Source organism: Enterococcus sp. DIV0724b, from assembly GCF_050531475.1.
Taxonomy (GTDB): domain Bacteria; phylum Bacillota; class Bacilli; order Lactobacillales; family Enterococcaceae; genus Enterococcus_L; species Enterococcus_L haemoperoxidus.
The window spans coordinates 521,012-544,656 of sequence record NZ_CP172890.1; the positions used below are offsets into that span (position 1 = coordinate 521,012).

The window sequence follows — 23,645 nt, forward strand, 5'->3', positions numbered from 1 at the left end:
TACACAATGAAAAAACAAGGAATGACAATTCTACTGTTTGCAGTTAGCCTATATTTTTTAATAGGATGTACACAAAAATTAGACCAAAAAAAACAACACTTTAATGCTGATGGAATTACTTATGAATTACAGTTACCTGGTGGCTGGAAAGTGACTCAAGAAAAGAAAACAGAGTATGGACTTCAGACGGCATTTAGTGCAGAAGACTCGAAAAGTAACTCTAGTTTAGTGGTTTCTGTTAATCCAGTAAAGGGAGTAGCTCAAAAAGATTTTGGCGAGCAAACAAGAATCAAGCTAAAAGAACGTTATAGGTATAAACAGGCAAAAGATATCTATATGAAAAAGCTAGAAGTAGGAAATTATCCAGCTTATAAGTACACATTGAATACAAAAGTAAAAGACAAAAGTGTTTGGGCGCATTTCTATTATATATGGACAAAACATGGGTTTGTTCAACTCACTTTCTATTCAGCAGATGATAATTCATATGAAAAACGTTCTGAGAAAATTGATGAATCTGTTGCAACGTTTAAAGAAATAGATTTTGATGAATCTGAAGCCAAAAAAGTACAAGCAGAGCAAAAAAAAGAAGAAGGAGACGTTATAACGATTGAGAATTCTGACATAAAAATAGAAACAACTGGTGTACGACAAATTACTGGAAAAGAAGATAAAAAAATGTTAGCTATCCGATATACATTTACTAATTTAAGTATGAAAACAACTCAACCCTCTATTTGGAAAGACCTTGTAGTAGCGAAACAAAATGGACAGGTTTTATCGCTGGGGGCATTATCAGAAAATACGAGTTTTTTAGATGTCGAAGAGCTAGCTGAAACACAATCTCAAAAAGTGAAGAAGGCTGAGAGCGTAGAGAGTGTGGTTTTATATGAATTATTGGACACAAGCAAAGTTGAATTAAGTTTCTCCCAAGAAGCATTTCCAGGGAAAGAAGCTGTTAAAGTGGTGGTGCCGGCATGACAGAGAGAAAACAATTATTAAGAGTAGTGATACTCATTACGCTACTGGGGATTGTGGGCTGTAAAAAAGCAGAACGCTACGCTCAATTTTCCAATGAAGATCAAGCAATGAGCTGGTCTGAAGAACGGGAAAAAACTTTTGGAGACTATGATTACACAAAAATAAAAACAGAAAAAGATGCGTTTGATATCCTTCAAGATAAATACAAAGTACTGATTCCAACATACTATAAAGAAATGAATAAGACCCTTTCGAATAACTTGACCTCAAAAACTGTACAATTAAAAGGAACGAATTATGCTATTTTTGCTAGAAATAAAGAATTAGACTTTCAAGCGGTGTCTTCTTTTTACAGAGGGAACGAGTTACAAGCTTTTTCAGAAATAAATTTAAAATATGTCTATTCCTTAGAAAAGAAAGAAGCCTATTTAAAATCGCAAACAGTAAGCATTAAGATTGCTCCTGTTAAAGGAAAACTACCAAATAACAATGAAACAGAGCTTATCGAAGCAATCGGAAAAAACATGAAGATGTCAGATAAGCAAATTTCTGAAGGAATAGCGGGATACGAGAAACAAGTTAAAGAAAGCAATGAGCGGCTAACATCGGACTATACACCTGTTGTTTCCAATTCAAATGACTTTAACAAATCCAAAGAATTTTTAAAGGAAATCGCAGTGGGACACGATCAAGAAGGAACACTTAGAGAAATATATGCTGAAATTTCAGACCAACAGGATTGATTGAGTGGTAGAAATAGGGAAGAAAAGTTTTATGACGTACTATTTTTGACTATTACTGAGAAATAAAGCAAAGATTTCTTATTTGTAGTATCATATGCAAGTGTAAGGAAGAGTTTAAAAATGGAGGTAAAGCATATGACTACTTTTTATTTTATTAGACATGGAAAAACGGAGCTGAATCTAAGCTTGAGATTCCAAGGAGGAGAGATTGACTCACCATTGTTACCAATTGGTATCGAACAAGCGATTCAAGCTGGACGCTATCTTGGGGATATAGCATTTGATGCAGTGTATGTCAGCACTCAAAAAAGAGCAATGGATACGGCAAATTATATTCTTAAAGAAAATAATTTTTTAGATGGATTGACTGTGCAATATTATGATTCATTAAGAGAAATCAAATTCGGTAAACGTGAAGGCGTCGAAATTGATCATACTGATGAACAAACTGACCACTTACGTAATCGGCCAGATTTATATGATCCGACAGCTTTTGACGGTGAAACGATTGATTCTTTAGTTGCACGTTCGACTGAAACAATCGAAAAAATTAGTGAATCCTATCCAGATGGAAAAGTGTTGATCGTAGCTCATGGTGTTTTACTAATTACACTGATCAATTCACTAGTAGGAAAAGAAAAGGCAAAATGGCGTGAAGGCGGCCCACTTGCGAATACAAGTATTACAATTTTAGAAAAAGAAACCAATCAACAGAACTATACGATAAAATCATTTAATGATATTTCGTATCAATCGCAAAGTGAAGAAGCATAAAAACGAAACGAGCAAAGGCTCTTATTCAATTACAGTAGGTGGGATTTTATGAAAAAGATGGCGGTTTATTGCGGTGCCAGTGTAGGGAACAAGGCAATTTATCAGGAGCAAACAAAAAAATTAGGGCAGTGGATGCATGACAATGAGTATGATCTTGTTTATGGCGGCGGCAACGTCGGTTTAATGGGGAGTTTGGCGGACACGGTTATTGAAAATGGTGGAAAGGCAATCGGTGTTATGCCAACGTTTCTATTAGAGCGAGAGTTGGCGCATCAAAATATTACGGAGATGCATATTGTAAATGATATGCATGAACGTAAACGTAAGATGATTGATCTCGCTGATTGCTATTTAGCATTACCTGGTGGACCTGGAACGTTAGAAGAAATATCAGAGGTCGTTTCTTGGGGAAGAGTAGGGGAACATCAAAATCCTTGTATCTTTTTTAATGTAGATGGCTATTATGATCTGTTGGCAGAATTCTTTGATAAGATGGTTGCAGATGGATTTTTAACAAAGGAAGATCGGGACAAGATTTTCTTTTCGGATGATTTGGCTGAAATACAACAATTTATTGAGGCTTTCACACCACCAGCGATTAGACAATATAAATAAGTAAAAACTCGTTTGAATGCTGACCATTCAAACGAGTTTCTTTGCTTAGGCTTTAGATAAGATACGGTGTAAAAATTCTTTTGTCCGCTCTTCTTTTGGATGAACAAAGATATCATCAGATGTGCCTTCTTCAGCAATCACACCTTTATCCATAAAAATCACACGATCAGAAACCTCTTTTGCAAATTCCATTTCATGCGTTACGATGATCATTGTTAACCCTGTATGGGCTAAATCTTTCATTGTTTTCAACACTTCACCGACCATTTCAGGATCAAGTGCTGAAGTTGGTTCATCGAAAAGCATGACATCTGGATTCATGGACAAGGCGCGAGCAATAGCAACACGTTGTTTTTGTCCACCAGAAAGTTGTGAGGGTTTCGCATCAATGAAACGCTCCATACCAACTTTTTCAAGATTTTCTAAGGCAATCTTTTTAGCTTCTTCTTTGCTGCGTTTCAAGACAGTAATCTGTCCAGAAGTACAATTTTCTAAAACATTCATATTATTAAATAGGTTGAACGATTGAAACACCATACCTAAGTGAGTACGATATTTCGGTAAGTTATAGCCACGTTCTAAGACATTTTCACCGTTATAGATGATTTTGCCACCTGTAGGTTTTTCCAATAAGTTGATGCAACGTAAAAGAGTTGATTTACCAGAACCAGAAGAGCCGATGATTGTCACGACTTCTCCTTTATTTACTGTCACATTGATATCTTTTAACACTTCATTTTCACCGAAGCTTTTTCTTAAATGTTCGACTTCAATAATTGCGTTCATCATACTCTCCTCTTAGCTTTCTTTTAGATTTTCTGCTTCTTCTAGTTTCACATAGGCAGAAGGGCCGTCCATTTTCTTCTCAACAACACGTAAAACGCGAGTGATTGCATAGGTCATAATCAAGTACATGATACCCACAATCGTAAATGTTTGGAAGAATTGGAAGTTTGCGCCAGATGCAGAGTTTCCTTGGAAGAATAAGTCTGCTACTCCGATAACACTCAAGACAGCTGTATCTTTGATGTTGATGACAAATTCATTTCCAGTTGCTGGTAAAATATTACGCAATACTTGAGGGACTACGACCTTGCGCATTGTTTGACCATGTGTCATCCCAATGGCTTGAGCTGCTTCAAATTGTCCTTGGTCAACAGCGAAGATTCCGCCACGGACGATTTCAGACATATAAGCACCTGTATTAATAGAAACAATAAACAAAGCTGCTACTGTCCTATCTAAGGAAATTCCAAAAGCTAAGGCTAAACCGTAAAAGATAACCATCGCTTGAACCATCATAGGCGTACCACGGAACACTTCAATATAAATAGAAAGTAGGGCATTACCTAATTTTTGGAAGAAGCGTTTCACTTTATTTTCAGATTCTGGAATCGTGCGGATGACACCAATCAATAAACCTAAAGCAGTTCCGACAAATGTACCAATCAACGCGATAAATAAGGTTAAACCTGCACCACGTAAGAACATACCGCCGTATTGATTCCAGATATTTTTGAAATCAGCTAAAACGCCTGCTTTTTCATTCTCACTTGTTTCAGCAGCAGGTTGATCTTTGACTGCTTGATCCATGATTTTTGTTCGTTCTTCTGAAGAAATACCAGACAATATTTGGTTGACTTTCGCAATTTCGGGATCAGCCTTTCGCATACCAACAGCGATTTGAACATCTTCAGCATTTGTCTGGAAACCATTTTCTTTAGAAAACTCTAGCATTTCTAGATCTTTATTAACACTTGTGGCCGTTACACCTTCTGGTCGTTCGCTGACATAACCATCGATCATGCCGGAAGCAAGGGCCGTTCTCATTGCTGAGAAATTATCCATGGCTTGTTGTTTACTAACGCCAGGAATTTGATCGATTACACTATAATGGAAAGTATTTAATTGTGCAGTGATTTTTGCGCCAGATAGATCTTTCAAATTCTTAGCATCTGCAAACTTGCCTTTTTTCTGAACGACAACAACTAATTGTGATTCATAATAGGGATCGGTAAAATCGATTTCTTTGCGACGTTCAGCTGTTGGACTCATCCCTGCTATAATCGCATCGATTTTCCCAGATTGTAAGGCTGGTGCTAAACCATCCCATTTTGTTTGGACAATAACCAGTTTTTTATTCAATCCATCGGCAATTTTTTTCGCGATTTGGACATCATAACCGCCTGCATAAGAAGAATTTCCTTGGATTGGCACAGCGCCATTTGCATCTGTTTTTTGAGACCAGTTAAATGGTGCGTAACCTGCCTCCATGCCGACGCGGAATTCACCCGCTGGCTCTTCTGCTTGGCTGAATACTGGGGCACAAAAAATACTTAAAATAAATGCAACTAACAAGCCAAGTGAAAATAATTTTTTGTTCATGTTTGTCTTCCTTTCTTGTACATCCTTGAGTTTGTTCTACTATAATTTAGTTTAAAGAGTTTTGAAGAATGTGTCTAAACCTATTCTTCCTTTACGCAAAAAAACAACTATGCAAAATGCATAGCTGCCTACTATCGTCAGGTACTCTCAACAAAAACATAGCGCAACTTAGCATCACTACTAAGACAGTCCGCAAGTTATTCGCTTACGTCCCAACACATAACAGGGAGGCTGTTATGCATTTCGGCGATTTTTCCTAGACTTGCTTCGACGTGCCTCTCACTCCACAAGCTTAATAAAAATCGCAACCTCTACCTCAATTTGAGGTACTATTTAATTAGTTAATTCAAGTTCATAGTGTACGTTAATTGATTAAAAAAGTCAATATTTTGCTTGGAAAGTCTAGTGATTTCTAACTGTTTTACAATGGTTTGTTAAAAAAGTAAAAGAGCGAGGGAAAACTAACGATCTGTTTTGCTTCACTCTCTAAATTCAAATAACTATTTTGTCTCAAGCACTTAAAAATTTTATGTTAAAGTTTTATCTTTTTTCAACGAAGAAATAATCCTTTACGATTTTTGGATTTTTCTTGTCGACATACATTATAACGATTTTACTATCCGCTAATTGTCTGTCAGTATCGATTGTGTAATAAAATTGTGTGAATGGTTTTCCTAGTGTAATGGCTTGGACATTATAAATGCCAGTTTCACCGTTGAAATCAAATTCACCAATTTTTAAATCGTATAAAGCATTAGGTTTTTTTAGATGGAATAGAATATGAGTGAGTTTGTCAGTATTAGAGATTACTTCACGAGTTTCTTTCATTTCTTGCTTAGAAAAATGCGAACCGATTCTAGCTGGGAAAGTTAAGTCCGCTGGTTTTAATTTTTCCTTGACTGTAACCGTAATGCGTTTTTCGATATCACCAAAATTAGTTACAGAAAGAATCTTAATTTCAGTTGCTCCGACTTTTTTACCTGTGATTGTGCCATTATCATCAACGTCAGCGATAGAGGCATCATCTGAGATCCAGAATAGTTCTTTATCAGTTGCATTGGTTGGTAAAACAGAAGCTTTCGGTGTCATTGATTCACCTAGGAATAACTCTACGTTTTCATGATCAACAACGATTTCTTCAGGAGCAACTTCGTTTACATCAACATCAATATATTTTGTGATTTTTCCGTCAGCCGTTGATACTGAAACCCATGCAGAACCAGGGCTTACAGCTGTGATATTCCCATTGTTATCAACAGTCACAATCTCTTCAGTGGCAGTTTCCCAGTGTAATTGCTTGTTCGTTGTATTCTCTGGTAAAACAGAAGCTTTAAGAGTCATAGAGTCCCCAGCATTTAGTTCGACAGCGTCTTTTTCAATGACAATTTCTTTAGGCGCTATCTCAATAGGAGTGCTTGCTTCACCAATATGTTCTAAAATGAAATCAATTTTTTCTGAATTTAATTTTACACCAACATTTCGGTTGCCGCCGCCAGCAGAATGAACAGCGATTATTTGATGCTTGTCATTAAATACGGAAGAACCAGATTGACCACCGAAAGTATCAAAGTCGTAATCGATTAGGCTAGCTGTTTGTTTTCCAATGATTTTACCTTTCGCTTCCCATTGGGTTCCCCATGGTTTATCCCCGGGATAACCTGAACTCGACACATTGTCTCCAATCGTTACGGTATCCGTTAAGATGATTGGATTTTGTTTAACAATATCCCCAATCCCCTTACCATCATTTGGTTCCAAAGTAAGTATTGCCACGTCATCACTTGTACTTGAAGTCGTTAAATATTTTTTAAAGATATGAACCTCTTTAATTTTGAATTTTCCATAAGGAAGAGTTGCACCGTTTCTTCCGGGAACAACATAGTTAGAATCTGTATTTGGATTGTCTTTGATACCAGATACGACATGAGCAGCTGTTAGTACAGTGTTTTTTCCGATAACAGAGCCCGAACCGAGAGCGCCATTTGCACCAATAAAGACAGTACTTTGATAAGGCACGGCTGTAGTGTCAGTGATTTGAACACGATCATCGTTACCAATGACGGAACGAGATTCTACTGCGGATACAGATTCAGGAGCTAAACTAACCAACGTTGCTCCCAGTAAAAAAATACCAATTAAACCTAATTTTAAATTTTTCAAGATAGTAATTCCTTTCCTTTTTTGAGTTCGTAGCCTATTGTTAGTGAAATATTGTATACATAAAGTATAATATAACTTTTAGGGAATAGCAATAAAGAAATATATTTGTTATAAAAATGCTGTTTAAAAGGTAGTTAGTATGATTGTTGAGATAAAAATATAATTTATAGGAGAAAGCCAATAGAACATGAACGAAAAAGAGTAAACAGGTAGGAATCGCAAACATGAGTGTAGGAACAGTTATTGGCGGACAGCTTTATATAACCATTGGATCTGCTGGGCCAGCGTTTATGGGAATGTTGTTGATCGCAATCTCAATAGTTTCCTTGAGTAAAATGAAGGACAACTATGTAGACTATTAAGTCGACTCAACTAACTTTTTTCTTATAATGATGGGATAGATTAAAACAATCAATTAGGAAGTGAAACTCTTTTAGTTAGTAACACAAAAAGACTATCTAAAACAAATCAGATAGCCTTTTGTGTATACACTTATCTAAGTCTGTTGAAACTGACTATTATACAACGATGCATACAATGAGGGTTTCGCCAACAACTCTTGGTGATTTCCTTTTTCCACGATATCGCCATCTTTCATCACTAAAATTAGGTCAGCATTTTCAATCGTAGATAAACGGTGCGCGATTACAAAGCTTGTCCGATTATTCGTCACTTCATCCATGGCTTTTTGAATATGAGCCTCTGTTCTAGTATCTACACTAGATGTTGCTTCATCCAAAATAACGACAGGAGGGTTTGCCAAAATGATTCTGGCAATCGTCAATAGTTGTTGTTGACCTTGTGATAAAGAGCCATTTTCACTTGAAATAATCGAATCATAACCATTTGGCAACGTTCGGATAAAGTGATCACATTGGGCAATTTTAGCAGCTTCGATAACTTCTTCTCGTGTTGCATCCATTCGTCCGTAAGCAATATTCTCCGCAATTGTTCCTTCAAATAACCACGTATTTTGTAAAACCATCCCAAACATTGCACGTAAATTTGTTCGTGAAAGATCTGTGATATCTACGCCATCAAAGGTAATGCGACCACTGTTTAACTCATAAAAGCGCATCAATAAGTTTACTAACGTTGTTTTACCAGCACCAGTTGGTCCAACGATTGCAACCATTTGTTTTGGTTTAACTGTGAAATCAACTTGTTTCATCAACATTTTCTCTTCGGTATAACCAAACTGAACGTTATCAAAAGCAATAGCACCAGTTGGTCGATCGATGACTTGTAAGTTTGCTTTTTCTGGAACGTCCTCTTCTGCATCTAAAATTTCAAAGATTCGATCAACAGCAGCTAAGGCTGCTTGAATTGAGTTGATGACATAAGACGCTGTAGAAATTGGTTCAGAAACTTGATTGATATATTGTAGGTAAGCTTGAAGTAGCCCAATCGTGATGCCGCCTTGTAAAACTAAGAAGGCACCGATGATCGCACTGACGATAAACGCTAATTGATTGATCAAACGAATTGCTGGATAAATCGCAAAGTTCATAAATTGAGCACTTAAAAATGCTTTATAATGCTTTTGGTTTGTTTCTGATATAACGTCTTTGGCATGATCTTGTTGATTAAAAGTTTTCGTCACTAAATTTCCAGATAAAAACTCTTCTGTTTTATTATTTAAAATGCCAAGTTCAGCCTGACTTGCTTCAGCCAGTTTCTTGTTTTTATTGGCAATTTTACCAGTTAAGAATGAGCTTCCAGCAATTAGGACAACGACGATCAGCGTTAGTTTTACATCAATGTAGAATAACATAATACCAGCAAATACAATCGTTGAGACAGATGTAAAGAATTGATTGATCCCAGTTAGGAATACTTGAGACAATTGGTTTAAACTGGTCGTTGTTCGGCTTAGAATATCTCCTACTTGATGTTGGTCAAAAAACGCCATCGGCAGTGATTTGAATTTTTTTGTGACTTCTTTTCTGACTCTTAATGTGATCCGTTCACTTAAAGAAGCCATCACACGTTCTTGCGTGTAAGACAGCAAACTACTGATGATCGCAAAGACAATCAAAATCAAAACAGGTGTCAATAAAGCTTCTTGAACCAGTGAAAACGTGATATTCCCGACGCCATGAGTTTTGATCAGTGTAAGCAAATCATCAATAGCGATACCCATAATGAAAGGCATAGCAATGACTAAGGCATTGCCGACCAAACTACATAGAATCAAGCCGAAAAATATCGGACGTTCAGGTCGAATCAATTGAAAGAATCGTTTTAATGTTTGTTTATTTAATTTTTCCATCATGACTGTGCTCCTTCCATGATAATCCCTTGTGAGCGGGCAAACTCTTGGTACGTTTTATTATTTTGCAACAGTTGGCTGTGTGTGCCTTGACCAACGATTTTTCCTTCATCTAGCACAATAATATTATCTGCTTGTTGGATCGTGCTTAATCGTTGAGCGACGATCAGTAAGGTTTTATCTGCCATTTCTTCTTTTAATGCGAGTCTTAATGTAGCATCTGTTTTATAATCAAGGGCAGAAAAGCTATCGTCAAAAATATAAATATCCGCTGGTTTGATCAAAGCACGAGCAATACACAAACGTTGTCTTTGACCACCTGAGAAGTTGGTACCGCCTTGTGCAACGAATGAATCGTAACCATCTTCTAATGTAGCAAGGTAAGAAGCAAGTTGGGAAATTTCAGCAGCTCGATCCATATCGGCTTTCGTTGCTTCAGGATAGCCCATCAATAAATTACTCTTAATGGTTCCGCTAAATAGAAAAGCTTTTTGAGGAACGTAACTGATTTTAGAGCGCAACTCTTCTTGCGTAACGTTTCTGATATCCACGCCATTAAATAAAATCGCGCCTTCAGAGACATCGCTAAGCCTTAACAATAATTTAGCAACGGTACTTTTACCAGAACCTGTACCACCGACGATTGCCGTTGTTTTTCCTTTTGGAATACTGAAATGGATGTCCTCTAAAACGGGTTCATCCGCTTGATCATAACTGAATGTCACATGGTTTACATCAATCAAAGCATCTTGTGGCCCAGTCTCTTCAAGTAAAACAGGTTGGGCAGTATCAAGAATTTGATCTTGGGTATTTAAAATCTCTTCGATTCTTTTTACTGAAGCAAGTGATCTAGGCAACATAACTAAAACCATGGCAGCGATCATTAAATAAGCAAGTGTTAGTAAAGAATATTCCACGACGGCTGAAACAGTACCAATTTGCAAAGTACCAAGTGCAACTAAGTTTCCGCCAAACCATAAGATAGAAGAGAAAACCACACCCATTAACAAGAAGGCTACTGGCGTAATAAAAGCGAAAATAGTATTTACACGAATCATACCATCTGCATAGTCAGAAAATGTTTTATTTGTCCGTTCTTCTTCATAATCTTGATTATTAAATGCTCGAATCATATTGATCCCGGTAAAAAATTCCCGTAAAGTTACAATGATCTTGTCCATTTTAGGTTGGATCAATAGTGAAAGAGGTGTTCCTTTTTTCATTAAGATATACACGATCAAGCCAAAAGTTGCGATTGCAATCAGTGGCACCAAAGCCAGTGTTGCTGAATAAGTGAAGGTCATATAAAGCGAGAAAATCGCAATGATCGGTGCTGGTAAAATCAATTGCAGAAACAGCACGATCATTTGTTGAATATTATCCACGTCATTCGTCATTCGTGTCAGTAGAGAACCTGTCCCAAAATTATCTGCATCTTTAATAGAAAATGTTTGCAGTTTATCAAAAAACATTTCTCGTGTTGCTAAACCAAATTTAGCGGCTACTTTAGCTGAAAGATAACTTCCAGCAATTGCTGAGAGCGCACCAAATAAAGCCATTGCGAGCATTTTAAGCCCAATCGTTTTGATGGATTGTTCCTCGCCGCTTGCAATTCCCACGTCGATCAATTGTGCTACTAGTAACGGTACACCAAGTGTTCCGATAATTTGTAAACATAAACAAAGAACTGTCGCTAAAATAAGTGTCAGATTCTTTTTAATGAAAAACTGAATGATTTTCATATAAATTCCTCCTTTTCAAGACTCAAATGGAATTCTACACCTTCAAGTCACTTGAATGTCAACGGTTTTTGTTTATAATTAAAATAAGAGGTGATTTTATGGAAAAAGAGAAGTTATTGACTGTTGGACAAGTGGCTGAAATTATGAAATTACCAAAGTCAAAGATCCGTTATTGGGATGATATGAATTTATTAACATCCTCTAGAAATAGGCATAATGGCTATCGTATGTTCGATATGGAGGATATCTTGACAATTAACGATATTGATTTTTATCGTAGACTGGACATTCCCATTAATAAAATGACCAATCTTTACCGGAAATCGCCAGAAGAATTATGGACGATATTAGATGAAACAGAAACTAGAGTTGCGGCAGAATTAGCAGAACTAGAGAAAAAGCAACAAGGAATCAAACACAGAAAAAAACAATTATTAAGTTTAATTGAGTTGAAAGAAAAAGAATTTATCGATGAACCATTAGATGTAGAACGAATTATTCCAATTGACTTAAAAGATCCAGACGAATTACAGACCTATATTGATAATCCATCAAGTTTAGTAGTTTATATTGAGTCTAATCATGAAAAAGAAATCATTTATGGTTTTGCTGTCACAACAAAAGAATTTGTGGAGGAAGAGACGATTTGGCAGCAACCAGAGCAACCACGGTATTCATATAAACAGTTTCTACTTACAATCAAGTCGGATGATCCTTTGGAAAATAATTTCCAATCAATGAAAGAAAAATTAGAGCAACAAGGCTATCAAACTGGAACGATGGTAGGACGTTATATCATGACTGCAGAAGAGCAAGATGGGTTTTACAAAGATTATTACAAGGCGTGGATTGAAGTGAATAAATAGTGTTTTGGGCATAAAAATCGTAATGTTGAGAAGAAGGTGCTATGATTTAGCCAATCACAAAAGGATGATCAGTCTATGAAAAAATTACAAACAATTCAAGAGGTATTAACCTTTATAAATGAAAGTCATCTTGCTTTTTTGTATGTCTCGCAAGAAGATTGTTCAGTGTGCCATTCACTTAGACCCAAATTGATTGAGCTATTAAAAAACTATTCTAAAATCGAACTAAGAGAAGTGGAAGCAGAGAAAGTCAAAGAAATTTCAGCTGAATATTTGGTTTTCTCAGCACCAACGTTACTTTTTTTCGTTGATGGAAAAGAATATATTCGAGAAGGAAAATTTGTTCAGTTTAAAAAGCTAACTGAGTCCATTGAGCAAATTTATTCGTTTGAAGAAAGCCAGATGTGATGAGCAAAGTGAGGGATTTGTTATCAAAATGTAAGCGTACTATTGACAAAGAAAATAAGTCGTTGTATACTTTGGTCAACGGATCGTTACTGGTTAAGCAGGCGTGACCTCTCACATTACTTTTTTTGGTGATGTTTGATATGGTCAGGTCTTTTTTCGTTTTTCAAGTCAAGAACAGGAGATAATTTCAATGAAAATACTGAAAGTTTTTAATAATAATGTTTCTTTGGTTTTAAATGATGATAGCATCGAAGAAATCATTATGGGCAAAGGTGTCGGCTTCAACAAGCGTGAAGGCGATGTGATCGATTCAGCCCTGATTGAAAAAAGATTTGTTCTTGAAGGTAACAATTCCGTTAATAACTTAGACAATCTGCTTGCACGAATCGATATTGAAGATATTGAACTGGCCAGTGATATTATTCAATTAGGCGAAGCAGAATTAGAACAATCGATCGATGATTCCATTTTACTGACATTGTCCGATCATATCGGATTTGTCATAAATCGAGCAGCAGAAGGGTTACAAATGCGCTCACCACTAGAATGGGACATTAAACAAATTTATACAAAAGAATATGCGTTTGCATTAAAAGCCGTTCAAATGATGCGGGAGAAAACAGGTATTGCTATTCCAGATCAAGAAGCAGCTTTTATTACCCTTCATTTTGTCAATGCCTATAACTCTACTAGTAATATGAACGAAACGATGTTGACAACGAAAATCATTCAAAGCATTATCGATATTATTAAATATCATTATGGTAAAGAATATGATGAAACGTCTTATGATTTTACTCGTTTCATTACCCATATTCGTTACTTTGTCAAAAGACAACTAGATAAAGAAGTTTCATCAAATGAGGATTCATCCTTGATCAATTTAATCGCTGTTAAGTATGAACAAGATTACCAGTGTGCAGTTAAAATCAAAACATTTTTGGAACAACAATATGATTGGACGATTTCCAATGATGAATTGATGTACCTAACACTTCACTTAAATCGCTTATCAAGCAATCAATAGGATCGTTACTGGTAAAGCAGGCGTGACCTAAGAAAAACACTTAGTGTATAAGTGTTTCTTAGGTCACTTTTTTTATAAAAAATGAATCAAAGAGAGGAAATATTCCCATGCGTTATGAAGAAGAAAGTAAAAAAATCATCGAACTTGTCGGTGGCAAATCGAATATCAATGGTTTAGTTCACTGTGCGACACGTTTAAGATTTAGCTTGAAAAATACGAAAAAAGCGGATAAAGAAGCATTGGAGAAGTTGCCGTATGTGATGTCAGTTGTTAATAGCGGTGGACAATACCAAGTGGTGATCGGCAGTAAAGTACCAGATTATTATGCGGCAATCCAATTACTCGCTGATTTAAACGAAGATGCACCTAAGACCGAGAAAAAATTAAGTTTCAATTACGTATTCGAAGTCATTTCTGGTGCCTTTTCACCACTGATTCCAGCAATGGCAGGTTCAGGGATGATCAAAGCTATTTTAACGATTTTAGTTGAAATGAAATTATTGGCGGATACTAGTTCAACGTATATGGTTCTAAGTGCAGCAAGTAATGCGATTTTTTACTTCTTACCTGTTTTCTTAGGAATCACGTTGACTAAAAAAATCGGTGGGAATATGTATGTTGGTGGTGTGATCGGTGCCGCATTACTGGAACCGTCGTTCACTGGCATGATTGGTCAGGAAAAGCTTGATTTTCTAGGAATCAATTTAAATGTTGTCGATTATGCAACAACGATTTTCCCGATTTTTGTAGCGATCTTCATTTACTCATTCGTGGATAAATTCTTACGTAAAATTATTTTTAGAGACCTTCAATTATTTGCAGTACCAATGTTTAGTTTGATGATCATGGTACCATTGACTGCTTTATTATTCGGTCCATTTGGAACGGTTATCGGAGATGCGCTTTCTCAAGGCGTGATGTGGTTGATTGGCAAAAGTGCGCTGCTTTCAGGTATCGTCTTAGGTGGCGGAATGCCGTTTATGGTGATGTTTGGTTTGCATTGGGGCTTTTCTCCAATCACACTTGAAAATTTAACAGTTATGGGCGGTGATCCAATCGAAGGAATGGCTGTTGCAGCTGTTTTTGCTCAAATCGGGATCGCAATTGGTTTTTATTTAAAATCTAAAAAACACTCTAAGATGAAAGCTTTGGCTGGACCGTTGGCATTAACGGGTTTATTTGCAGGAGTAACTGAACCAATCGTTTATGGGTTGATTTTAAGATACAAACGCTTATTACCGATTGTAGCAATTTCTGGTGCGATTGGTGGCGCAATTTGTGGTGTGACAGGTGTTACGATGAATGCCTATGTGTTCCATAATATTTTCTCTATACCCGTTTATACACCGAAAGTGGGTTACTTTATCGGAGTAGGTTCTGCGTTGATTGCGGGTGCAGTTTTGACGTATTTCTTCGGTGTTAAAGAAGATGAAATGACTGATTTCTTACCTGAAACAGATCAAGGAGAAGATGATTTTCAAGAAGGAACAGTGAACGAACAAGTAACGACTGAAACAACGGTTTATGCACCGCTTGAAGGTACGGTAATTCCGTTAAAAGAAGTTGACGATGATGTATTTTCTAGTGAAATTGCCGGAAAAGGAGTTGCAATCATCCCAACTGACAATAAAGTTGTTGCACCATTTGATGGAACCGTCGTAGCAATTTTCCCATCAAAACATGCCATTGGCTTGAAATCGAATGGCGGTAGTGAATTATTGATTCATATCGGAATCAACACAGTCAATTTAAATGGTGAATATTTTGAAACGAAAGTTGAAATGGGTGATACAATCACACGTGGCCAAACATTGCTAGTCTTTGATCGTGAAAAAATCGAACAAAAAGGTTATGCGATGACATCACCAGTCATTTTGACTGATGGACCAAGTATGGATACGCTGAACATCATCAACACTACTGAGTCAGTAACACTAGAAACGAAGCTTTTCGTTGTAGGCTCAAGCAAGGAGGAAGCGGATAAATGAGAAACGATTTCTTATGGGGCGGCGCGGTAGCTGCTCATCAAGTTGAAGGTGGTTTTAAACAAGGCGGCAAAGGTGTGAGTATTGCCGATGTGATGACGGCTGGTTCAAAAGATCACACTAGAGAAATTACAGACGGTGTTATAGAAGGAAAATTTTATCCTAACCATGAAGCAATTGATTTTTATGGGCATTATAAGGAAGATATTCAGTTATTTGCTGAAATGGGCTTTAAATGTCTAAGAACAAGTATTGCTTGGACGAGAATTTTTCCGAATGGTGATGAACCAGAACCTAATGAAGCTGGGTTGGCATTTTACGACGATTTATTTGATGAGTTATTGAAACATGGCATCGAGCCTGTCATTACATTATCACACTTTGAAATGCCCTATTATTTGGTGAAACACTATGGTGGTTGGCGTAGTCGCGAACTGATCGGATTTTTCACTAAATTTGCTGTAACCGTGATGGAACGCTATAAAGATAAAGTGAAATATTGGATGACTTTTAATGAAATAAACAATCAACGTATTTTAGAAAATCCAATTTATTCATTTACCAACTCAGGTATCCTTTATCAAGAAGATGAAGATAAATTAAAAACGATGTATCAAGCAGCACATTATCAATTTGTAGCAGGAGCGATCACAGTTGCCGAAGGGAAAAAAATCAATCCTGATTTTCAAATTGGCTGTATGCTAGCTGCAACACCAAACTATCCGCTAACCAGTGACCCTGAGGATATTATCGCTGCCCAACAAGAAGATGAAAAGCAGTTATTTTTCACTGATGTCCAAGTTAGAGGAAATTATCCACGATGGGCAATCAGGGAATGGGAAAGAAACGGTTATGAACTAGATATTACGGATAAAGATTTACAGGTATTAAAAGCTGGAACGGTTGATTATATTGGGATCAGCTACTATTTAAGTAATACGATTTCAACACGTCCAGAAGCCGTTCGTTTGGAAGATAATCTACTTGGAGATAGTTCACTTGTTGAAAACCCATATGTCAGTATGACGGAATGGGGCTGGTCGATCGACCCTGTGGGCTTACGTCATTATCTAAACCTACTAAGTAATCGTTATGAACGGCCGATCTTTATCGTAGAAAATGGATTTGGTTATGCAGATACTTTAATAGAAGATAAAGTACACGATGCAGAAAGAATCGATTTTCTTACTCAGCATATTAAAGAAATGAAAAAAGCAATCGAGCTAGATGGAGTAGATGTTTTAGGTTACACCGTTTGGGGCTGTATCGATCCGATTTCATTTACTACTGGAGAAATGCGTAAACGATACGGATTTATTTATGTAGATCGTGACAATCAAGGGAATGGCTCGCTGAAACGGATTAAAAAAGATTCATTTGAATGGTATAAACATTTGATCCAAACCAATGGAACAGAAATCTAAACTCCATTATTATTGAAGCTGCTCTCACTGTATTTTAGTAAATTAAATACAGTGAGAGCTTTTTTGCGTAAAAAAGCATAAAATAGAATGGAATGATGAAGATTGGGGAGGTAATGAATGAAAAAGAAAATTGGGTTAAGTTTACTCAGCATAATAGTTGTCGTAGTGGCAATTGTTTATTTTGGTAAAGAGAAAGAGCATAATGAGGAGACGCTATTAAAAAAAGAAGCCATTGAATTTTGGGTGGTCAGTGATCCTCATTATATTGATAAAAGTTTAACTGATTCGGGTTTAGCCTTCAAAAAAATCAAAGAAACAGCAGCTGGAAAAGAACTTGATTATCAAAAAGAAAGTTGGCAAGCTTTTATAAACAAAGCCATCGAGCAAAAACCGGATATGTTGATCATTACAGGTGATTTAACGTTAAATGGAGAAAAAATCAGTGCGGAAAAGCTAGCTGAATTACTTAAACAACTAACAAACGAAGGCATCAATGTTTTTGTGATTCCAGGAAATCATGATGTCAACGATGGTTGGGCCAGAAAATTTGTTGGTGACAAGCAGGAAAAAATTGATCCGATTTCGATTGCTGATTTTAAAGAAATTTTTGCTGATTTTGGGTATCAAAATGCCACAAACTACGACAAAAATTCATTAAGCTATTCAGTAGCAGTCAATCCACAGTATCATTTTCTTTTTCTAGATTCCAATATATATCCCGAGGACAATCAACCCAAAACAAGTCCCACAACAGGTGGAACGATTCGCGGTAAAACAATGAAATGGATCAAAAAACAATTAGAAAAAGCCAAGCATGAAAAGAAAAAAACGCTCGTTTTCATGCATCATAATATATATGCCCACAACAAACTATTATCAAGCGGTTTTGTTCTTAATAATGCGAACGAATTCAAGCAAGTTTTAGCAGAATACCAAGTACCGATCGTTTTTTCAGGTCATATTCATGCGCAAGATATCATGACAGAAACAACGGATGACCATCCGCTAACTGAAATTGTGTCTAGTTCTTTTTCGATTGCACCTCAAGCTTACGGCGTAGTGAAACTAAAGGGGAATTCATTTGAGTATCAAAAAAAAACAAATACGCATTCAGTTTCCAACTTAGAAAATTATCCGCAATACATCAAAGAACTTTTTATTAACGATGGAATGAGATTAGGGTACAGTCAATTGATTGATGCAGGATTATCTGATAGCAAAAAATTGGATGTCGCCGCTGAATTTGTAGGACAGGTAAATTATCGCTTTTTCTCTGGGGATGATTTTATTACGGATAAAGAAGTGGAGAAAATCAAAGCAGAAGCTGGTTATCAAATTATTTCTGAGAATAGCAAATTTTTAAAAGAATACATTGATTCGATTATTCAAGATAAAAATCAAGAAGATAATCAATTGAAAAAGAATTTTGACTAAACTACTTCTTAACAGAAGAGGTTGGGACACTAACGTTTATTTTCGGATGAGTTGCTTTTGACCCTACCGTTTATTCAGATTTTATGTGACTAGGAACTCACTCAAAAGAGTGAATTCCTAGTCACGTTTTTTTATTGATAGCTTTTGGTTATCATATCTGGGAATAAACTATTATCAGTTTCTGCTGTTTTGTACTATCATAATAAGATAAAGAAAACGCTATAAAAATAAACGATAAAATAAAGCAGAGGAGCGAAAAAAATGGAATTAATTTCAGGGGAAAAAGGATTTGAATTGGTACATGAAAGTGGTAACTGGTTACTAAAAAAAGATATCGGTTTTTCGCCAGTTGAACTGTTAGTTGCATCTATTGGTGCATGTGGAGCCTATGTTTATGAGAAAATATTAACGAATTCTCACATTGATTTTACTATTGAAAAGGTAGATATCTCTTATGAACGAGCAGAAGATAAACAAGCGAAACCTTTAAGCCGTGTTGCAATTAATTTTTCGATCCACGTGTCAGAAGAAGCACAAGGAAAAGCTGAGCGTGCATTAAAACTGATTGGCAAAAATTGTCCAGTCATACAATCGTTAGATCCAGAAATAGTGGTTGTTGAAAATGTGATTTTTGTTTAGTTTAGCATCAAGTGTTGAGGAGGAAAGAGATGAAAAAGGTTTTTGCAATTAGTATATTGGCACTTTTAGTTTTTGTGACAGGTTGCAATCCGGCTGGAAAGTCAGAGTCGACTGAATCGAAAAAAGCAGTCGTTCATTTCACTGAGCCAGCAGAACTGCTAACCCTTGATACCACACAAGAAGAAGATTTCACTAGTTTCAATGCCCAAAATCAAGTCCTTGAAGGGCTTTACCAATTAAATGAAAAAGATGAAGCAATTCCAGCTGTAGCCAAAGAGCTACCAGAAATCAGCGAAGACAAACAAACGTATACGATTGCTTTAAGAGACGATGCAAAATGGTCAAATGGTGATCCAGTAACGGCTGAAGACTTTTTATATGCCTGGAGACGAGCCGTCACACCGGAAACAGCACCATCATATGCTAGTTTATTTGTTTCTTCAATCAAAAATGCAGATGCCATTTATCAAGGGAAAATGAAATCGGATCAACTTGGAGTAGAAGCGCCAGACGAGCATACGCTAGTGATCCATCTGATCAAACCAATTCCTTATTTTACGTCTTTATTGACATTTGAAACATTTTTCCCAATCAACCAAACGTTTGCTGAAAAACAAGGCAGCGACTACGGAACGTCAGCAAAAACAACTCTTTATAATGGGCCCTTTACTCTAGACGGTTGGGAACAAAATTCTGATACTTGGAAATACATCAAAAATCCAAAGTATTGGGACGAGAAAAATGTGAAGGTTGATGAAATTCAAACGACCGTTGTAAAATCAACCAGTACAGCCGTTAATTTATATCAAACGGATGAGTTAGATCGAGTTGTATTAGACGGAGAATTTTCTAAACAATATAAAAATGATCCAGATTTTCAAAACCAAAATGATACAAAAATGGGCTATCTCCGCTTTAATCAAGGCCAAAATAAATTATTGGAGAATGTCAATTTACGCAAAGCAATCTCTTTAGCAATCGATCGTGAGACCTTTGTAAAAAACATTTTAGGAGACGGTTCTATTGCGGCAACTGGTTTTATTCCTCAAAACTTTGTTCAAAATCCAAAAACAGGGGAAGATTTCCGTAAAGAAAATGGTGTTCAGCAAACATTCGATAAAACAGCCGCACAAACAGCGTTTACACAAGCGAAAGAAGAGTTGCATAAAGAGGCGATCACATTAGTTTATCTAACGAAAGATACGGACATAGAGAAAAAAACAGCTGAATATTTAGCTAACCAAATCGCTGAAGTACTGCCAGACATCAAATTTGAAATCACCACATTACCAAGTAATAACCTGCAGCAACGCTATTTATCTGGTGATTATGATATCGCTTTTGGTCAATGGATGCCTGATTTTAAAGATGCGATTACATTTTTAGATATGTTTGCCTCAACTTCTGGTTTAAACCATGTCAATTACAAAAATCCAGCATATGATCGCTTGATTCAAGCTGCTTCTGATACAGATGCAGCAGATGAAGAAAAAAGATGGTCAGATCTATTGCAAGCAGAACATCTTTTATTAGCTGAAGATTACACAATTGCTCCAATTTATCAACAACAAACAGCCTTATTACAAAAGAAAAATATCAGTGGTGTAGTAAAACACAGTTTTGGTTCACCCTATAGTTTTAAATATATTCAAGTAGAAGAAACAGAATAAGCAGAGAAGCGTGAGACAAAACGAAAAATCAGTTTTGTTTCGCGCTTTAAACCCAAATAAATAGCGAGACAAAGCAACTACTTCGTTAGGCTTCGATAACATCAAATTCTAAGAGTCAAAGCACTTAGAATTGAAGGTTTCGGAAATACGCTTTGTCTCAGCTTTTTTTTTGCAAAAAAAAGAATAAGTTTTCACTTGACACATGAATATCCGTTCATGTATTATAGGTATATGATATATGAACGGATATTCATTTGAAAGAAAAAAGGTGTATCTTTTCAGAAAACAACCAAAAAGGAGGAAGAGTATAATGGAAACAACAAAAGAACATAATCACAGTTGCTCAAATGAGAAAGGACATGGTCATGAACACGATCATAGTCATGGGAAATCGCCAGTCATTTTATTTTTTACAGGGTTAGCTATTTTTATCGTGGCATTCTTTATCGGTGAAGGCTCTTTATTGCAGAATATTCTCTTTGTCAGTGCGATGTTATTATCCGGTTATCATATTATTTTAGAAGGTATTGTAGATACGATCAATGAATCAAAAGAGCAAAGAAAGTTTGTCCCAAATGTTCATATTTTGATGACTTTAGCCGCATTTGGTGCGACGATTATTGGAAATTATGAAGAAGGAGCTTTGCTGATTATCATTTTCGCAGCTGCTCATTTTCTTGAAGAGTATGCAGAAGGCCGTAGTAAAAGAGAAATTACCAATCTACTTAAAATGAATCCAACAGAAGCTCGTTTGATTCAAGCTGATGGTAGCGTGAAGATAGTTGATGTCGCTACATTAAAGATCGGCGACAAATTACAAGTGCTAAACGGCGACCAAATTGCAACTGATGGAGTTATTTTGACTGGAAGAACTTCAATTGATGAATCTTCTATTAATGGAGAAAGTATACCTAGAGAAAAAACAATCGGTGATGAAGTATTTGGTAGTACGATTAATGGTAGTGGTACATTTACAATGGAAGTTACAAAAGATAGCAGTGATACTGTCTTTGCCAAAATTCTTCAATTAGTTAATCAATCGCAATCAAACTTGTCAAAAACAGCTACGAAGATCCAAAAAATAGAACCTTATTACGTGACGGGTGTTTTGATTTTAGTACCAATTTTTATAGCAGCTGGACCATTTATATTTAATTGGTCATGGAATGAAAGCTTTTATCGAGGAATGGTATTTCTGATTTCTGCGTCACCCTGTGCTTTGGCTGCAAGCGCGGTACCAGCCACTTTATCAGGGATTTCAAATTTGGCTAAAAGAGGTGTTTTATTTAAAGGTGGTTCTTATCTAGCAAACTTAGCAACAATCAAGTCAGTCGCTTTTGATAAAACTGGTACATTGACTAAGGGAAAACCATCTGTGACCGATTTTTATTTTTTGACAGACTCAGCACAATTAACAGAACAAGCATGTATTGATTTAATTGTTGCAATGGAAAAAACAGCTAATCACCCGTTAGCTAATGCCATATTGGACAAATTTAAAGCAAAAACAGAATTGACCTTAACGGTAGAAAATGAAGTTGGTAAAGGGCTAGTGACAGAATATCTTGGCGATACGTATCAAATTGGCAAACCCGAATTATTCAGTTTAGTCAAGACCCAGATCAACTCCCATAATGAACAATACGCAAAAGAAGGAAAAACCGTTGTTTATTTTGCGAAAAATAATGAAGTAATTGGTTTGATTGCAATGATGGATGTACCAAATGAAAATGCTAAAACTGTCATCTCTTATCTAAAATCGCAAGGCATCCATACAACGATGATCACTGGAGATGCAGAATTAACAGGGCAAGCAGTTGGCCGGCAAATCGGGATCGACGAAGTTGTTGGGAATGTAATGCCCGAAAACAAAGCTGCAATTATTAAAGATCAACAAGCACGTTTTGGCAATGTGGCAATGTTAGGAGATGGTGTCAATGATGCGCCAGCTTTAGTAACAGCGGATATCGGTGTCGCAATGGGAGAAGGGACAGACATCGCAATTGACGTAGCAGATGCTGTATTGATGCAGAATGATTTAACTAAATTCAGCTATGCCCATAAGATTTCTAAACGGTTGGATCGAGTTGTTTGGCAAAATATCATCTTTTCAATGTTTATCGTAGTTCTATTGATCACGATGAATATTCTTGGAAAAATGGATATCACGATTGGTGTTATCGCCCATGAAGGAAGCACATTACTAGTTATTTTAAATGGATTACGTTTATTGATCCCATCTAAAGAGTAAAGAAAAAAGTTGAGACTTAAGCTATCAACTTCAGGAGCAACTTTTTTAAAGTTAGTCTGTTTTAGGTGTCAAAACTAAAGGAATTGGTTCATTAATTGTGAAGAAAATGAGGATTTTGTGTGAAAAAACAGCAAATTACGAAAAAGAATATTTGATAGTATTCCTAAAGTTTAATTAAATTAATAACAAAAAATAATTAGTGAGAAATTTGATTATTTTATATATTATTGATTTTAAAAATGAAATATTTAATTTTAAGAAGAGTGGTC

The 23,645-nt window shown here is 36.2% G+C and carries 19 protein-coding genes and 1 riboswitch; of the genes, 14 read left to right on the forward strand and 5 right to left on the reverse strand.

What is annotated here, in order from left to right; translation table 11 throughout:
* The first annotated feature begins 6 nt into the window (after window positions 1-6).
* The 4 genes from IGJ02_RS02465 (at window position 7) to IGJ02_RS02480 (ending at window position 3,113) form a co-directional block, all read left to right on the forward strand.
* Window positions 7-981 carry a DUF5067 domain-containing protein gene (locus tag IGJ02_RS02465; protein ID WP_430603140.1) on the forward strand — a complete coding sequence of 325 codons (975 nt, stop codon included), beginning with the start codon at window positions 7-9 and terminating at the stop codon, window positions 979-981.
* Window positions 978-1,724 carry a hypothetical protein gene (locus IGJ02_RS02470; RefSeq protein ID WP_430603141.1) on the forward strand — a complete coding sequence of 249 codons (747 nt, stop codon included), beginning with the start codon at window positions 978-980 and terminating at the stop codon, window positions 1,722-1,724. The genes IGJ02_RS02465 and IGJ02_RS02470 overlap by 4 nt, the downstream gene beginning before the upstream one ends.
* A 135-nt stretch (window positions 1,725-1,859) precedes the next feature.
* Window positions 1,860-2,498, forward strand: a complete 639-nt coding sequence (locus tag IGJ02_RS02475; RefSeq protein WP_430603142.1) for a histidine phosphatase family protein — start codon at window positions 1,860-1,862, stop codon at window positions 2,496-2,498.
* Between the two features lie 48 nt (window positions 2,499-2,546).
* Window positions 2,547-3,113, forward strand: a complete 567-nt coding sequence (locus IGJ02_RS02480; protein WP_010761654.1) for a TIGR00730 family Rossman fold protein — start codon at window positions 2,547-2,549, stop codon at window positions 3,111-3,113.
* 45 nt (window positions 3,114-3,158) lie between these two features.
* Here IGJ02_RS02480 and IGJ02_RS02485 read toward each other — a convergent pair whose 3' ends face one another.
* From IGJ02_RS02485 to IGJ02_RS02495, 3 genes are all read right to left on the reverse strand, one after another.
* Window positions 3,159-3,902 (reverse strand): amino acid ABC transporter ATP-binding protein, encoded by a 744-nt coding sequence (locus tag IGJ02_RS02485; RefSeq protein WP_174270355.1) that lies wholly within the window; start codon window positions 3,900-3,902, stop codon window positions 3,159-3,161.
* Window positions 3,903-3,911: 9 nt separating this feature from the next.
* Complete coding sequence (locus IGJ02_RS02490; protein ID WP_430603144.1) at window positions 3,912-5,498, reverse strand: ABC transporter permease subunit; 1,587 nt, start codon at window positions 5,496-5,498, stop codon at window positions 3,912-3,914.
* A 151-nt stretch (window positions 5,499-5,649) separates the two neighbouring features.
* Window positions 5,650-5,820, reverse strand: a riboswitch (Lysine riboswitch).
* A gap of 218 nt (window positions 5,821-6,038) precedes the next feature.
* On the reverse strand, window positions 6,039-7,658 hold the full coding sequence (locus tag IGJ02_RS02495) for an Ig-like domain-containing protein (protein WP_430603145.1): 1,620 nt from the start codon (window positions 7,656-7,658) through the stop codon (window positions 6,039-6,041).
* A 224-nt stretch (window positions 7,659-7,882) separates the two neighbouring features.
* On the opposite strand from IGJ02_RS02495, the gene IGJ02_RS02500 reads away from it, so the two are divergent.
* Window positions 7,883-8,020 carry a tetracycline resistance protein gene (locus IGJ02_RS02500; protein WP_430603146.1) on the forward strand — a complete coding sequence of 46 codons (138 nt, stop codon included), beginning with the start codon at window positions 7,883-7,885 and terminating at the stop codon, window positions 8,018-8,020.
* Between the two features lie 134 nt (window positions 8,021-8,154).
* Here the strand turns inward: IGJ02_RS02500 and IGJ02_RS02505 are convergent, their stop codons facing one another.
* On the reverse strand, window positions 8,155-9,930 hold the full coding sequence (locus tag IGJ02_RS02505) for an ABC transporter ATP-binding protein (protein WP_430604060.1): 1,776 nt from the start codon (window positions 9,928-9,930) through the stop codon (window positions 8,155-8,157).
* Window positions 9,930-11,672 carry an ABC transporter ATP-binding protein gene (locus tag IGJ02_RS02510; RefSeq protein ID WP_430603148.1) on the reverse strand — a complete coding sequence of 581 codons (1,743 nt, stop codon included), beginning with the start codon at window positions 11,670-11,672 and terminating at the stop codon, window positions 9,930-9,932. The genes IGJ02_RS02505 and IGJ02_RS02510 overlap by 1 nt, the downstream gene beginning before the upstream one ends.
* A 98-nt stretch (window positions 11,673-11,770) precedes the next feature.
* Here IGJ02_RS02510 and IGJ02_RS02515 point away from each other — a divergent pair, with 98 nt between their 5' ends.
* From IGJ02_RS02515 to IGJ02_RS02555, 9 genes are all read left to right on the forward strand, one after another.
* The gene (locus tag IGJ02_RS02515; RefSeq protein ID WP_010761647.1) at window positions 11,771-12,538 is read left to right on the forward strand and encodes a MerR family transcriptional regulator; all 768 of its coding nucleotides are present in this window, start codon (window positions 11,771-11,773) and stop codon (window positions 12,536-12,538) included.
* Window positions 12,539-12,613: 75 nt separating this feature from the next.
* Window positions 12,614-12,946: a thioredoxin family protein gene (locus tag IGJ02_RS02520; protein ID WP_430603149.1), complete on the forward strand. Its 333-nt coding sequence runs from the start codon at window positions 12,614-12,616 to the stop codon at window positions 12,944-12,946.
* Between the two features lie 190 nt (window positions 12,947-13,136).
* A complete protein-coding gene (gene licT / locus IGJ02_RS02525) occupies window positions 13,137-13,973 on the forward strand; it encodes a BglG family transcription antiterminator LicT (protein ID WP_010761645.1) in 837 nt (278 codons plus the stop codon).
* 107 nt (window positions 13,974-14,080) lie between these two features.
* Window positions 14,081-15,961, forward strand: a complete 1,881-nt coding sequence (locus tag IGJ02_RS02530) for a beta-glucoside-specific PTS transporter subunit IIABC (protein ID WP_430603150.1) — start codon at window positions 14,081-14,083, stop codon at window positions 15,959-15,961.
* Window positions 15,958-17,382: a 6-phospho-beta-glucosidase gene (locus IGJ02_RS02535; protein ID WP_430603151.1), complete on the forward strand. Its 1,425-nt coding sequence runs from the start codon at window positions 15,958-15,960 to the stop codon at window positions 17,380-17,382. Before IGJ02_RS02530 ends, IGJ02_RS02535 begins: the two co-directional genes overlap by 4 nt.
* A 117-nt stretch (window positions 17,383-17,499) precedes the next feature.
* Window positions 17,500-18,816: a metallophosphoesterase gene (locus tag IGJ02_RS02540; RefSeq protein WP_430603152.1), complete on the forward strand. Its 1,317-nt coding sequence runs from the start codon at window positions 17,500-17,502 to the stop codon at window positions 18,814-18,816.
* Between the two features lie 261 nt (window positions 18,817-19,077).
* On the forward strand, window positions 19,078-19,455 hold the full coding sequence (locus tag IGJ02_RS02545; RefSeq protein ID WP_430603153.1) for an OsmC family protein: 378 nt from the start codon (window positions 19,078-19,080) through the stop codon (window positions 19,453-19,455).
* Between the two features lie 29 nt (window positions 19,456-19,484).
* Window positions 19,485-21,125: a peptide ABC transporter substrate-binding protein gene (locus tag IGJ02_RS02550; protein ID WP_430603154.1), complete on the forward strand. Its 1,641-nt coding sequence runs from the start codon at window positions 19,485-19,487 to the stop codon at window positions 21,123-21,125.
* 310 nt (window positions 21,126-21,435) lie between these two features.
* Window positions 21,436-23,376 (forward strand): heavy metal translocating P-type ATPase, encoded by a 1,941-nt coding sequence (locus IGJ02_RS02555; RefSeq protein WP_430603155.1) that lies wholly within the window; start codon window positions 21,436-21,438, stop codon window positions 23,374-23,376.
* Window positions 23,377-23,645 lie beyond the last annotated feature (269 nt).

What these genes read in the sequence shown, in the direction of transcription:
- licT (WP_010761645.1), top strand. Translation starts at nt 13,137, where the DNA reads ATGAAAATACTGAAAGTTTTTAATAATAATGTTTCTTTGGTTTTAAAT.
- IGJ02_RS02515 (WP_010761647.1), top strand. Translation starts at nt 11,771, where the DNA reads ATGGAAAAAGAGAAGTTATTGACTGTTGGACAAGTGGCTGAAATTATG.
- IGJ02_RS02555 (WP_430603155.1), top strand. Translation starts at nt 21,436, where the DNA reads ATGGAAACAACAAAAGAACATAATCACAGTTGCTCAAATGAGAAAGGA.
- IGJ02_RS02545 (WP_430603153.1), top strand. Translation starts at nt 19,078, where the DNA reads ATGGAATTAATTTCAGGGGAAAAAGGATTTGAATTGGTACATGAAAGT.
- IGJ02_RS02475 (WP_430603142.1), top strand. Translation starts at nt 1,860, where the DNA reads ATGACTACTTTTTATTTTATTAGACATGGAAAAACGGAGCTGAATCTA.
- IGJ02_RS02530 (WP_430603150.1), top strand. Translation starts at nt 14,081, where the DNA reads ATGCGTTATGAAGAAGAAAGTAAAAAAATCATCGAACTTGTCGGTGGC.
- IGJ02_RS02470 (WP_430603141.1), top strand. Translation starts at nt 978, where the DNA reads ATGACAGAGAGAAAACAATTATTAAGAGTAGTGATACTCATTACGCTA.
- IGJ02_RS02540 (WP_430603152.1), top strand. Translation starts at nt 17,500, where the DNA reads ATGAAAAAGAAAATTGGGTTAAGTTTACTCAGCATAATAGTTGTCGTA.
- IGJ02_RS02505 (WP_430604060.1), bottom strand. Translation starts at nt 9,930, where the DNA reads ATGGAAAAATTAAATAAACAAACATTAAAACGATTCTTTCAATTGATT.
- IGJ02_RS02480 (WP_010761654.1), top strand. Translation starts at nt 2,547, where the DNA reads ATGAAAAAGATGGCGGTTTATTGCGGTGCCAGTGTAGGGAACAAGGCA.
- IGJ02_RS02520 (WP_430603149.1), top strand. Translation starts at nt 12,614, where the DNA reads ATGAAAAAATTACAAACAATTCAAGAGGTATTAACCTTTATAAATGAA.
- IGJ02_RS02485 (WP_174270355.1), bottom strand. Translation starts at nt 3,902, where the DNA reads ATGATGAACGCAATTATTGAAGTCGAACATTTAAGAAAAAGCTTCGGT.
- IGJ02_RS02510 (WP_430603148.1), bottom strand. Translation starts at nt 11,672, where the DNA reads ATGAAAATCATTCAGTTTTTCATTAAAAAGAATCTGACACTTATTTTA.
- IGJ02_RS02500 (WP_430603146.1), top strand. Translation starts at nt 7,883, where the DNA reads ATGAGTGTAGGAACAGTTATTGGCGGACAGCTTTATATAACCATTGGA.
- IGJ02_RS02465 (WP_430603140.1), top strand. Translation starts at nt 7, where the DNA reads ATGAAAAAACAAGGAATGACAATTCTACTGTTTGCAGTTAGCCTATAT.
- IGJ02_RS02550 (WP_430603154.1), top strand. Translation starts at nt 19,485, where the DNA reads ATGAAAAAGGTTTTTGCAATTAGTATATTGGCACTTTTAGTTTTTGTG.
- IGJ02_RS02535 (WP_430603151.1), top strand. Translation starts at nt 15,958, where the DNA reads ATGAGAAACGATTTCTTATGGGGCGGCGCGGTAGCTGCTCATCAAGTT.
- IGJ02_RS02490 (WP_430603144.1), bottom strand. Translation starts at nt 5,498, where the DNA reads ATGAACAAAAAATTATTTTCACTTGGCTTGTTAGTTGCATTTATTTTA.